The 11,499-nt window shown below is 69.1% G+C and carries 11 protein-coding genes and 1 pseudogene; 7 read left to right on the top strand and 5 right to left on the bottom strand.

Annotated features, from left to right (window positions below; genetic code table 11):
* The 3 genes and pseudogenes from VIR15_RS17320 to VIR15_RS17310 form a co-directional block, all read left to right on the top strand.
* Positions 1 to 785: pseudogene (locus VIR15_RS17320) on the top strand (PASTA domain-containing protein); the annotation flags it as partial.
* A 70-nt stretch (positions 786 to 855) separates the two neighbouring features.
* Positions 856 to 2,562, top strand: a complete 1,707-nt coding sequence (locus tag VIR15_RS17315) for a DUF885 domain-containing protein (RefSeq protein ID WP_331930014.1) — start codon at positions 856 to 858, stop codon at positions 2,560 to 2,562.
* Positions 2,563 to 2,639: 77 nt separating this feature from the next.
* Positions 2,640 to 3,293 carry a nucleoside triphosphate pyrophosphatase gene (locus tag VIR15_RS17310; RefSeq protein ID WP_331930012.1) on the top strand — a complete coding sequence of 218 codons (654 nt, stop codon included), beginning with the start codon at positions 2,640 to 2,642 and terminating at the stop codon, positions 3,291 to 3,293.
* 24 nt (positions 3,294 to 3,317) lie between these two features.
* Here the strand turns inward: VIR15_RS17310 and VIR15_RS17305 are convergent, their stop codons facing one another.
* The 3 genes from VIR15_RS17305 to VIR15_RS17295 are packed head-to-tail and all read right to left on the bottom strand — an operon-like array spanning position 3,318 to position 7,412.
* A complete protein-coding gene (locus VIR15_RS17305) occupies positions 3,318 to 4,625 on the bottom strand; it encodes a hypothetical protein (protein ID WP_331930010.1) in 1,308 nt (435 codons plus the stop codon).
* Positions 4,579 to 6,192: an acyl-CoA carboxylase subunit beta gene (locus tag VIR15_RS17300; RefSeq protein ID WP_331930008.1), complete on the bottom strand. Its 1,614-nt coding sequence runs from the start codon at positions 6,190 to 6,192 to the stop codon at positions 4,579 to 4,581. The genes VIR15_RS17305 and VIR15_RS17300 overlap by 47 nt, the downstream gene beginning before the upstream one ends.
* A gap of 32 nt (positions 6,193 to 6,224) precedes the next feature.
* Complete coding sequence (locus tag VIR15_RS17295; RefSeq protein WP_331930006.1) at positions 6,225 to 7,412, bottom strand: acyl-CoA dehydrogenase family protein; 1,188 nt, start codon at positions 7,410 to 7,412, stop codon at positions 6,225 to 6,227.
* A gap of 55 nt (positions 7,413 to 7,467) precedes the next feature.
* Here VIR15_RS17295 and VIR15_RS17290 point away from each other — a divergent pair, with 55 nt between their 5' ends.
* From VIR15_RS17290 to VIR15_RS17280, 3 genes are all read left to right on the top strand, one after another.
* The gene (locus tag VIR15_RS17290; RefSeq protein WP_331930004.1) at positions 7,468 to 7,914 is read left to right on the top strand and encodes a MerR family transcriptional regulator; all 447 of its coding nucleotides are present in this window, start codon (positions 7,468 to 7,470) and stop codon (positions 7,912 to 7,914) included.
* Positions 7,915 to 7,979: 65 nt separating this feature from the next.
* Complete coding sequence (locus VIR15_RS17285; protein ID WP_331930002.1) at positions 7,980 to 8,873, top strand: sulfurtransferase; 894 nt, start codon at positions 7,980 to 7,982, stop codon at positions 8,871 to 8,873.
* Positions 8,870 to 9,322 carry a SufE family protein gene (locus tag VIR15_RS17280; protein WP_331930000.1) on the top strand — a complete coding sequence of 151 codons (453 nt, stop codon included), beginning with the start codon at positions 8,870 to 8,872 and terminating at the stop codon, positions 9,320 to 9,322. Before VIR15_RS17285 ends, VIR15_RS17280 begins: the two co-directional genes overlap by 4 nt.
* An 84-nt stretch (positions 9,323 to 9,406) precedes the next feature.
* On the opposite strand, the gene VIR15_RS17275 is transcribed toward VIR15_RS17280, so the two are convergent.
* Both VIR15_RS17275 and VIR15_RS17270 read right to left on the bottom strand, forming a co-directional pair.
* Positions 9,407 to 10,273, bottom strand: coding sequence for a tryptophan 2,3-dioxygenase (locus VIR15_RS17275; protein ID WP_331929998.1), 867 nt, complete (start codon positions 10,271 to 10,273; stop codon positions 9,407 to 9,409).
* A 9-nt stretch (positions 10,274 to 10,282) separates the two neighbouring features.
* Positions 10,283 to 10,810, bottom strand: coding sequence for a DUF3806 domain-containing protein (locus VIR15_RS17270; protein ID WP_331929996.1), 528 nt, complete (start codon positions 10,808 to 10,810; stop codon positions 10,283 to 10,285).
* Between the two features lie 105 nt (positions 10,811 to 10,915).
* Between VIR15_RS17270 and VIR15_RS17265 the strand changes: the two genes are divergently transcribed.
* Positions 10,916 to 11,499: biotin carboxylase N-terminal domain-containing protein (locus VIR15_RS17265; protein ID WP_331929994.1), on the top strand; the 584-nt coding region annotated here is incomplete at its 3' end.

The raw sequence follows: 11,499 nt of genomic DNA, 5'->3' as shown, positions 1-11,499 counted from the left end.
CCGCTGACCCCCACGACGGCGCCGACGCCTCTCGGACTGCACACCATGGGCGCGCCGACGCCACACGCGCGGCACACCGTGCGCGCGACGAGGCTCCCGCCAGGTCGCACCAGGGCCGTTCCCGCGTGCGTTGGGTCGTCGCCACGCTGGTCGCGGTCGCCATCGCGGCAGCCGCCACGCTGGCGCTGAACCGGGGGGACGAGCCGGTCAACCAGCCTGTCACGCCGCCCTCGACCACGATCGAAGAGCAGCCCACGACCACGGAACCGGACACCCCCGACGGTCCCGCCATGCCTCGCGATGCCGTCGGTCGCGAACGAGCCGATGTCGTCGACGATCTCATCTCGCGGGGGCTCAACGTCCGCTGGGCCCTCGTCCGGTCCGGCGCCCCCGAAGGACAGGTCATCGGCACCTTCCCGCGGCAGGGCGAGGTCATGGAGCGCGGCCAGACCGCGGTCCTCGTCGTCAGTCGCGGCCAGCTGCCCGGAGGGGTCGAGCCGGTCGTGGTTCCCGAGGGTCTGGCGGGCGCGACAGCCGACGACGCGAAGGCGATTCTCGAGCGCGAGAACCTGCGCTACAGCACCGCGCCCATTCCCTCCACTGCCGCGCCGGGCACCGTCGTCGGCAGCTGGCCGGCGTCCGGCGAGCCCGCCAGCGACGGCGTCGTCGTCCTCGTCGTCTCCGCCGGCGACTCAAGCAACTCCGGGAACGCCGGTGATCCGGCAGACGGCGCTGCCAACGACAAGAAGGGCAAGAAGAAGGACGGCAACAACAAGGACGACTAGACGGCCCTCCCTGTTGGATTCGGTCGGATTCCATTGTCCTGGTGGCCATGCGCTGGGATACGTTCGGTCGGTGACTGACACCACCACCACCGAGGCGCCCACGACGCGCCCCCAGACCGAGGTCGACCGCCTCGCCGAGAAGTACCTCGCAGCGATGGTCGAGCTCAGCCCGATCCAGGCCACGTACCTGGGTCTGCCGGGTCGCGAGGACGAGCTCGACGACTTCTCCCCTGCCGGGCACGCCGCCCACAGCGATCTGCGACGGGCGACGCTCGCGGAGCTGGCGACGGCGGCGCCGACGGACGACGTCGACCGGGTGACCATTGTCGCCTTGACCGACCGGCTGGAGCTGGCCGAGCAGCGATACGCTGCAGGGCTCGAGGAGATGGCCCTCAATGTGCTGGCCTCCCCGCTGCAGCTCATACGCGACATCTTCGACCTCATGCCCCAGGACTCCGAGGCCCACTGGCAGACCTTCGCGGTCCGCATGTCCCGCATTCCGGCGGCCCTCGAGGGCTATCAGGAGTCGCTCCGGGCGGCCCGCGAGCGCGGCCTGGTGTCGCCGCGACGCCAGGTTGTCGCCTGCGCGGAGCAGGCGCGCGACCTGACGGCGAATGACGGCTACTTCGCCACGCTGCTCACCCGCGCGCAGACAGCCGACGGCCCCCTCGAAGGCAACGTCAAGTCCGAGCTCGCGGCCGCGGCGAACGCGGCGTCAGCGGCATACGGCACCATGGCTGACTGGCTGGAGAGGGAACTGCTGCCGCACGCCCCGGAGGCCGACGCCTGCGGGCGGGAGCGTTACACGCTCGAGTCGCGCTCCTTCCTCGGCGCGACGGTCGACCTCGAGGAGACCTACGCCTGGGGGCAGCAGGAGGTCGCAAACCTGCACGCCCAGATGATGGAGATCGCGGAGGGCCTCGAGCCGGGTGCGAGCGTCGCGCGAGCAGTCGAGATCCTCGACGCCGACCCGACGTACCAGCTGCACGGCACGGACGCGCTCAGGGCGTGGATGCAGGAGCGCGCGGACGAGGTGATTCGCAATCTCAAGGACGTCCACTTCGACATCCCCGAGCCGGTCCAGCGGATCGAGTGCATGATCGCTCCCACGCAGACCGGCGGCATCTACTACACCGGCCCGAGCGACGACTTCAGCCGACCCGGGCGGATGTGGTGGAGCGTCCCCAAGGGCAAGACCGAGTTCCTCACCTGGAACGAGCTGACGACCGTCTACCACGAGGGCGTCCCCGGCCACCACCTGCAGATCGCGCAGACGGTCTACCGGTCCGCGCTGCTGAACAGGTGGCGCCGCCTCGAGTCGTTCACCTCGGGCCACGCCGAAGGCTGGGCGCTCTACGCGGAGCGCCTCATGGCCGAGCTCGGCTACATGGACGACCCGGGCAACCGCATGGGTTGGCTTGGGGGGCAGTCGCTTCGGGCTGCGCGGGTCGTCATCGACATCGGGGTGCATTGTGGCTTCGAAGCTCCCGAGGAGGTCGGCGGAGGGGCATGGGACTACGACAAGGCGTGGACGTACCTGACCCGCTACGGCTTCATGGACGAGAAGACGCTGCGGTTCGAGCTGAACCGCTACCTCGGCTGGCCGGGCCAGGCTCCCGCGTACAAGGTTGGCGAGCGTCTCTGGCTCCAGCTGCGCGACGAGGTCAAACGGCGTGAGGGGGATGCCTTCGACCTCAAGGCATTCCATCGCCGGGCGCTCGACATCGGCGGCGTGGGTCTGGACACGTTGCGCGCGGCGGTGCTCGGGGAGTTCTGACCGCTGGACGCGCCGGCGGCGCCGCTCCCTTCGCGGGGGCGGCGCCGTTTCGCTGCCCGTGCCGTACATTCCGTCGTATGCCGCTGAGCCCGCTGCCGCCCGACCGCCCCGTCCCGCTCGTGCTGGGTTCCGCATCGCCGGCGCGGCTGAAGACCCTGCGGGCCGCGGGAGTGGACCCCACGGTCGTGGTGAGCGAGGTGGACGAGGACCTCGTGGTGGCCGAGGCCCTCGACCGTTATGGACCGCTCGGGGCGGTCGACATCGCGCTGGTCCTTGCCCGCGCGAAGGCCGAGGATGTGGCGAGCCGCAACGAGTCGCCCGCGCTGGTGCTCGGCTGCGACTCCGTGCTCCAGCTCGACGGCGAGGTGCACGGGAAGCCGGCCGACCCCGCCGAGGCGGTGGCCCGGTGGCGACGGATGCGCGGGCGGACGGGGTTCCTGCACACCGGGCACTGGCTCGTCGACGACCGCGACTCGGGCGGTGCGACGATCGGGGCGGTGGCCTCGACGACGGTGCACTTCGCCCGGGTCTCCGACGAGGAGATCGAGGCCTACGTCGCAACGGGTGAGCCGCTGCAGGTGGCCGGCGCGTTCACCATCGACGGCCTCGGTGGACCGTTCGTCGCCGGGATCGAGGGGGATCACCACAACGTGGTCGGGTTGTCGCTGCCGCTGCTGCGAGACCTGCTGACCGATGCCGGCATCGGCTGGTTCGACATCGTCACCCGCTGAGGGACGCGTAACGCACCGGGTCGCCTAGGGATAGAGGTCGTCGGCGAGGTTCTTGATGATGAGGTAGTGCTCGAGCCACCACCACATCTGGACGGCACCGACGACGACGATCCCCGCGAGGATCCAGTAGCGCCATCGGCTCCACCACCTCAGCTTGAGGAACCACGCGATGATGAGTGTCATCGGGAAGGCCAGCAGGGCGTAGCGAACCCGGCTCGGCGTCGTGCTCGTCACGAGGAGGATGTAGCCGGGATAGGCCCCGGCCCAGCCCCAGATCTCGGGTCCCCAACGCCATGAGTGCTTCGACAGCATGAACCAGGTGAAGCCCGCCACCGCGAGGATGCCCAGGCCCTGTCCGATGACGCCCCAGTAGGTGTAGAGCAGGTTCCACCACATGTAGAGCTTGACCTTCGTCTGGATGTTCCAGGCGAGCATGGTCTGGTTGTACGCGTCCGGGGTCTGCGTCACGACGGACACGATCGTCGGCCACAGCAGGGTGAGTATTCCGGCCCAGGCCGCCAGCGCCACCATCCCCCAGCGGAAGCGGACCGGGTGCGGGCCTTCGTCGTGCTGGCGCCAGCGGACCACGGCATGGGCGAGGATGACCGGCACCATGGCGATGACGACGTTCCGCGTCAGGGAGAGGACGACGAGTAGTACGGCGACCCACCAGTACCGCCTGGCCCGCAGGAGCAGCAGGATCGCCACGACGAGGAGCAGGGCGGCCGACTCGGTGTAGGCGGCCGAGAACACCGGGGAGGCGATGTAGAAGCAGGTCGCCACGACTGCGACAATGGCCTCCCAGCGGCCGACCGCTTCGTCGATGAGCTTGAAGAGCAGGAACATGGCGGCGAAGCCGATGAGCGTCGAGAGCACCGGACCGACGACGTCGAACGGCAGTCCCGTGGCCGTCATGATCGCCCGGACGGTGAGCGGGAAGACCGGGAAGAACGCCCACGGGTTCATGTCGATCCCGCCGTGGCCGACTCGTGGCAGGACCCGTGGATAGCCTTCCTCGGCGATGACGCGGTACCACTGCCCGTCCCAGTTCGTCATGGCGGCTAGGTAGCCCGGGTCGGCCGGCAGGGGGTACGAGATGCGGATGCGCTCCAGCCCGATCGGCAACGCGATCTGGCCCTTGGCGAGCAGGATGCCGGCGATGAGAACGTAGACCCGCGAGATCGCGTACACCGCGACGGGGAACCAGAACCCGAAGCGGCGCCACCAGAGCTGCCTCGCCTCGGCCTCGTGGTCGCAGCGCTCGAGCCGCTCGGCCAGCCGGGGCTCAGACCGGCGGGACTGAGCGGCGGCGTTCGCTGAAGTGACGGTCACGCCGGGCAGCATAAGCCAGCCGGCGAACGAGGTCCGCACGCAACTCGTCAGCCTCGATGATCGAGTCCAGGACGAGATCGGCCGCGAGCCGCTCGATGTCGACGTCCTCTTCATACTCGGCGCGGCGCGCGGCGACGAAGGCGTCGCGTGCCTCGGGGCCTTCGGCCGCCTCGACCTCCGCGATCTTGTTCGCATACACCGCGTTGACCGCGGCCTCCGGCCCCATCACGGCGATCCGGGCCGTCGGCAGGGCGATCGTCGCGTCCGGACCGAAGCCCGGGCCAGCCATGGCGTAGAGGCCCGCTCCGTACGCCTTGCGGACCACCACGCAGAACTGGGGCACGGTTGCAGAGGACACCGCGCTGACCATCTTGGCGCCGTGCCGGATGATCCCGCCGCGCTCGACCTCCGACCCGATCATGAAGCCCGGGACGTCCGCGAGGTAGATGAGCGGGATGGTGAAGGCGTCGCAGAGCCAGATGAAACGGGCGGCCTTGTCGGCGCTGTCGGTGAAGAGGACGCCGCCCTTGACCATCGAGTTGTTCGCGACGATGCCGACCGTCTCACCGTCCATGCGACCGAAGCCGATGACGAGCTCGCCGGCCCAGAGCGGCTTGATCTCGAAGAACGAGTCCTCGTCGACGAGTCCGTCGATGACGGTGTGGATGTCGAAGGGCACGGACTCGCGCTCCGGGACGGTGTGCTTCGTCAGTGGCGCCGACGGCTCCTCGGCGTGGTAGCTCGGCGGCCGGTCACGCCACGTTCCGGGCACATAGGAGAAGTACAGCTTGGCCAGCTCGATCGCCTCGACGTCGTCCTCCGCGAGCAGGTCCCCGACGCCCGAGACCGTGCAGTGCATCCGGGCGCCGCCCATCTCCTCGAGAGTGACCTTCTCCCCCACGACCATCTCGGCCATCCGGGGGCTGCCGAGATACATCGAGGCATTGCCCTCGACCATGATGATGACGTCGCAGAAGCTCGGGATGTACGCGCCTCCCGCAGCCGACGGACCGAAGAGGCAGCAGATCTGTGGCACCTTGCCCGAGAGTGCCACCTGGTTGTGGAAGATGCGGCCGGCGCCGCGGCGGCCGGGGAACATCTCGACCTGGTCGGTGATGCGGGCCCCGGCGGAGTCGACGAACCAGAAGACGGGCAGCTCCTCGCGCAGGGCCATCTCCGTGGCGCGGACGATCTTCTCGACCGTGCGGCTGCCCCACGAGCCCGCCTTGACCGTCGGGTCGTTCGCGATGACGATCGCGGGCCGGCCATCCACCGTTCCCCGACCGGTCACCACGCCGTCGGCTGGCAGCCCCCGCTGCAGGGCGTTGGCGTACCGGCCGTCCTCGACGAAGGACCCCTTGTCGAAGAGCAACGCGATCCGGTCGCGGACATAGATCTTGCCCTGCGCGTCGAGCTTCGCCTGTGCCTTGTCCGGGGCCAGCTCCGATGCGGTCCAGGCCGCGTTGAGGCGGGCCCGGACGTCAGCGACCCGCTCGTCGTCATGGACGTCGTCACGGAGGGAGTCCGTCGCGAAGGGGCCTTGGGCTGGGAGGTCACTCAGCGGCATACGGCTCATCCTGCCTGTTGATTCGCACGAGCTCAGGACTGCGGGAGGCCGAGGCCGCGCGCGATGAGCATGCGCTGGACCTCAGACGTGCCCTCGCCGATCTCGAGGATCTTGGCATCCCGGTAGAAGCGCGCCACGGGGAACTCCTCCATGAACCCGTTGCCTCCGAAGACCTGGGTGGCGATGCGGGTGGCCGACACGGCCGCCTCCGTCGAGTAGAGCTTGGCGATCGCAGCGGCGTGCTTGACCTCCTTGACGGAGCGGCGGCCCTCGTGCAGCTCGTCCTTGAGCCACGCCGCCTTGTACGTCAGGGTGCGGGCAGCCTCGACCATGACGGCCAGGTCGGCGAGCTGGAAGGAGACGCCCTGGTTGACGCCGATGGGCCGGCCGAAGGCCATCCGGGTCTTGGCGTAGTCGGTGGCCAGCTCGAGGCAGGCCTGCGCGCAGCCGACCGCGAGGGCCGAGATGGCGATCCGGCCGTCGTCGAGGGTCTTGAGGAACTGCTTGAAGCCCCCACCCTCCTCGCCGAGCAGGTTCTCGAGCGGGACGCGGCAGTCGTCGAAGCTGAGACCGTGGGTATCGGAGACGTGCCAGCCGAGCTTGTGGTACGCGGGCTCCACGGTGAACCCCGGCGTACCCGACGGGACCATGATCGCGGAGATCTGGGCGGTGCCGTCCTCGTTGGTGCCCGTCCGCGCGGTCACCGTCACGACGGACGTGATGTCGGTGCCCGAATTGGTGATGAACGCCTTGGCACCGTTGATGACCCACTCGTGGCCGTCCCGGGCGGCCCGCGTCTTGGTTGCGGCCGCGTCCGAGCCGGCCTCAGGCTCCGTGAGGCCGAAGCCGGCAAGGGCCCGTCCGGCCACGAGGTCGGGCAGGAAGCGCAGCTTCTGCTCGTCGTCGCCGTAGGTGAGGATCGGGTTGATGCCGAGCCCGACGCCCGCGGACAGGGTGATCCCGATGGACTGGTCGACCCGGCCGAGCTCCTCGATGGCCACGCAGAGGCTGGTGAAGTCGCCCTGTCCCTCGCGGGCGCTGCCGCCGAACTCCTCCGGCACGACGAGACCGAAGAGGCCGAGCTCGCCCATCTTGGGGACCAGGTCGGTCGGGAAGTGGCTCTCCGCGTCCCACTTCGCGATGTTGGGTGCGACCTCCTTCTCGGCGAAGTCGCGGACGACCTTGCGGAAGTCCTCGTGCTCCTGGCTCAGCTCGAACATGTCGCTCCTCGATCACTACTTGACGCTTACGTAAACGTAAAGCACGATCGGACCCATGACAAGTGGTCCGACCTGGACGATCGCGCAGATCGCCGACGAGTTCGGCGTGACGCATCGGGCCGTGCGCCACTATGAGGATCTGGGGCTCATCACCCCCGAGCGCCGCGGCACTCAGCGCGTCTACCACCGGCGGGACCGGACCCGTCTGAACCTCATCCTGCGCGGCAAGCGGCTGGGGTTCCCGCTCGAGGAGATCCGCACCATCATCGACCTGTTCGATGCCCCGCGGGGGCGCCGCGCCCAGCTCGAGTACGTGCTCGGCCAGATCGACGTGCGTCGCGCCGACCTCGAGCAGCGGCTCAAGGACGTCCAGGACGCGATCGCCGAGCTCGGCGAGTTCGCCCGCCGGTGCCAGGCGGACCTGGACCGTCTCGACGGCGTCAACGGTCTCGACGGCCTCGACGGCCTCGACGAGTCAGAACCGACCTCCTCCAGGGCATGAAGCAAAACCAAGCGTTATGACCACCCCCTGTCTCGCGTTCGGCTGACCGTGACACCATGGACACCATGACTGTCGAAGACACGACGCCGGTGGAGACCAAGATCGCGTCCTACGCGCACCCCGAGCGGCTGGTCACCACGGAATGGCTCGCCGAGCAGATCGCGGCGGGCCGGCTCGGCGGCCCCGACGGCATCGTCCTGCTCGAGTCCGACGAGGACGTTCTGCTCTACGACACCGGCCACATCCCGGGAGCCCTCAAGATCGACTGGCACCTCGACCTCAACGACCCGGTGGCGCGGGACTACGTCGACGGGGCCCGTTTCGCCGAGGTCATGGGCTCGCGCGGCATCTCCCGGGACACGACGGTCATCATCTACGGCGACAAGTCGAACTGGTGGGCGGCCTACGCGCTGTGGGTGCTCAGCCTGTTCGGGCACGAGGACGTGCGGCTGCTCGACGGAGGCCGGGCCAAGTGGATCGCCGAAGGTCGCGAGCTGACCCGCGACGTGCCGACGCCCAAGCCGGCCACCTACCCGGTCGCCGAGCGCGACGACGCCCCGATCCGCGCGTTCAAGGAGGAGGTCCTGGACCACATCGGCAAGCCGATGGTCGATGTCCGCTCCCCCGGCGAGTTCTCCGGCGAGCTGCTCCACATGCCGGACTATCCCCAGGAGGGCGCGATGCGCGGCGGTCACATCCCCGGCGCGAAGTCGGTGCCCTGGGCTCGTGCCGCCAACGACGACGGCACCTTCAAGTCCCGCGAGGAGCTCGAGGACATCTACCTTCGCGAGCAGGGCCTCGCCCCTGATGACGACGTCGTCGCCTACTGCCGCATCGGGGAGCGCTCGTCGCACACCTGGTTCGTCCTCACCCACCTGCTCGGCTTCGAGTCGGTGCGCAACTACGACGGTTCCTGGACGGAGTGGGGCAACGCCGTGCGCGTGCCCATCGAGCGGTGACGAGCACCGAGCTGCCCACCTCGTTGGCCGAGATCGCGGACGACTTCCGGTCGGCGACCAACGACCTCAAGCTGCAGCTGCTGCTGGAGTTCAGCGACGAGCTGCCGGATCTGCCCCAGCGGTACGCCGGCCAGCTCGACAAGCTCGAGCGGGTCGACGAGTGCCAGACGCCGCTGTTCCTCATCGTCGAGGTCGACGACGGTGAGTCGCTCACCGATCGCGGCGTCCACCTCTTCTTCGACGCGCCGGCGGAGTCGCCGACGACCCGAGGCTTCGCCGGGATCCTCCACGAGGGACTCGACGGCCTCACCGCAGCGGAGGTCCTGGCCGTCCCCGATGACGTGCCCATGCGGTTCGGTCTGGCCGAGGCGGTCTCCCCGCTGCGGCTTCGCGGAATGGCCGCGATGCTCGCGCGCATCAAACGGCAGGTCCGCGCCAAGACCAGCTGACCAGGACGAAAGAGGTGGTATGCCGCTGAGCGCGCCTTCGTGCGAAAGCGAGCTCAGCGGCATACCACCCAAAATCAGTGGTGCTCAGCTGCCGATGCGGGTGCGGACCTCGTAGAGCTCCGGGAAGAAGGTCAGGTCGAGGGCGCGCCGCAGGAAGTCCACGCCGGTCGAGCCGCCCGTCCCGGTCTTCTGGCCGATGGTCCGCTGGACCACCTGCAGGTGCCGGAATCGCCACTGCTGGAAGTTGTCCTCGATGTCGACGAGCTCCTCGCACGTCTCGTAGACGCCCCAGTGGTCGTGCGGCGCGGCATAGACCTCTGCGAAGACGTCGACGAGTCCCTCGTGGTGGACGTAGGGCTGCGACCAGTCGCGGGTGAGCAGCGCCTCCGGTACGGCGTAGCCGCGCCGCGCGAGGTAGGCGAGGAAGGCGTCGTAGAGGCTCGGTTCGTGCAGCAGGGTCCGCAGCTCGGACTGCGCCTTGGGATCGTGGCCGAAGACCTCGACCATGTCGGCGTTCTTGTTGCCGAGGAGGAACTCCACCTCGCGGTACTGCGCCGACTGGAAGCCGGAGCTCGATGCGAGGAAGGGCCGGATCTCGGCGTACTCACTGGGCGTCAGGGTCGCGAGCACGGACCACTGGTCGGTCAGCACGTGCTGGACGTGCTTGACGCGGGCGAGCCGCTTGAGCGCAGGGGCGAGATCGTCCTGGCCGAGCAGCGTTCTCGCGGAGCGCAGCTCGTGGACGAGCAGCTTGAGCCACAGCTCCGACGTCTGGTGCTGGATGATGAAGAGCAGCTCGTCGTGCTGCGGAGGATCGCTGAGCGGTTGCTGTGCGGAGAGCAGCAGGTCCAGGTGCAGGTAGTCCCCGTAGGACAGCTTGCGGCGGAAGTCGCGCTTGATCCCGCCCTCGAGGTCCCGTTTGCTCCGTGAGTCAGCGGCGTTGGTGCTCATGGTCGGATCCTAGGTGTCATTCGGAGGACGCGCGGTGCGGGGAACGAGGGTCACGAGGTGCCCGACGACGCCCGGGATCCATCCGACCTCTCCCCTCATCCAGCGAGCACCGACGAGGTTGTGGGGAACGACGACGGTGTCGCCGCGCGCGTCCACGAGGCCGAGGTCGGTGCCGAAGACGTCGGTGACGACAGCCCAGCCTCGCGCGCTGTGGCGGGCAAGGTGCTCCCCGATGGCGACGCCGAACAGCTCCACGAGCTCCGCGGCGCTCTGGCCGTCACCGCGCCGGGCCTCGGCGAACGCGAGGTCATAGGCCGCGCCGACGGCCGCGAGGTCGTCGACATCGACGCCTCGTTCGGCAAGTGTGTCGAGGCCACGCGCGATCCGCGATCGATCCACCTCCGACAGGGGCGCCGAGACCGGTCGGCCGTCCTCCGGCAGCTCGACCGGTGGTGCCTGGACGGGAGCGGGCTCCCTTCGGGATTCACCGTCCGCACCAGCGCGCTTCTCCCTGCTCCTGCGCGAGAAGAGACCCATGACGCCAACGTACGCCCGGGTGTGTGCCGGACCTCACTTCACCGTGGCGCGGAATGCCACGGACGGCACATTTTGGAGCGACGCTGAGGCGCTAAAGTCCCACGCATGGCTTCCATCAGCAAGGTCCTGATCGCTAACCGTGGTGAGATCGCAGTGCGCATCGCGCGAGCCTGCAAGGACGCAGGTATCGGGTCGGTGGCGGTCTACGCGGAGCCGGATCGGGACGCCCTGCACGTCAAGGTCGCCGATGAGGCGTATGCGCTCGGTGGCGCGACCCCGGCCGAGAGCTACCTCGTGCAGGAGAAGCTGATCGACATCGCGAAGCAGTCGGGCGCGGACGCGGTCCACCCCGGTTACGGCTTCCTCGCCGAGAACGCCAGCTTCGCCCAGGCCGTCATCGACGCCGGCCTCATCTGGATCGGCCCCGGGCCCGGCGCCATCGACGCCCTGGGCGACAAGGTCAAGGCGCGGCACATCGCCACGAAGGCCAACGCCCCGCTCGTCCCGGGCACCAAGGACCCGGTCTCGGGACCGGACGAGGTGGTGGCCTTCGCGAAGGAGAACGGGCTGCCGGTCGCGATCAAGGCGGCCTACGGTGGCGGTGGCCGAGGGCTCAAGGTGGCCCGCACCATCGAGGAGATCCCCGACCTCTACGATTCCGCGGTGCGCGAGGCCGTGACGGCGTTCGG

This window comes from Intrasporangium sp., assembly GCF_036566125.1.
In the GTDB taxonomy this organism is placed as follows: Bacteria; Actinomycetota; Actinomycetes; order Actinomycetales; family Dermatophilaceae; genus Intrasporangium.
The sequence above is the reverse complement of the archived record's forward strand: the minus strand, read 5'-3'. Positions and strand labels throughout refer to the sequence as shown.

Coding starts and splice junctions, on each gene's coding strand:
- VIR15_RS17310 (WP_331930012.1), top strand. CDS start 2,640: ATGCCGCTGAGCCCGCTGCCGCCCGACCGCCCCGTCCCGCTCGTGCTG.
- VIR15_RS17300 (WP_331930008.1), bottom strand. CDS start 6,192: ATGCCGCTGAGTGACCTCCCAGCCCAAGGCCCCTTCGCGACGGACTCC.
- VIR15_RS17295 (WP_331930006.1), bottom strand. CDS start 7,412: ATGTTCGAGCTGAGCCAGGAGCACGAGGACTTCCGCAAGGTCGTCCGC.
- VIR15_RS17290 (WP_331930004.1), top strand. CDS start 7,468: ATGACAAGTGGTCCGACCTGGACGATCGCGCAGATCGCCGACGAGTTC.
- VIR15_RS17285 (WP_331930002.1), top strand. CDS start 7,980: ATGACTGTCGAAGACACGACGCCGGTGGAGACCAAGATCGCGTCCTAC.
- VIR15_RS17275 (WP_331929998.1), bottom strand. CDS start 10,273: ATGAGCACCAACGCCGCTGACTCACGGAGCAAACGGGACCTCGAGGGC.
- VIR15_RS17270 (WP_331929996.1), bottom strand. CDS start 10,810: ATGGGTCTCTTCTCGCGCAGGAGCAGGGAGAAGCGCGCTGGTGCGGAC.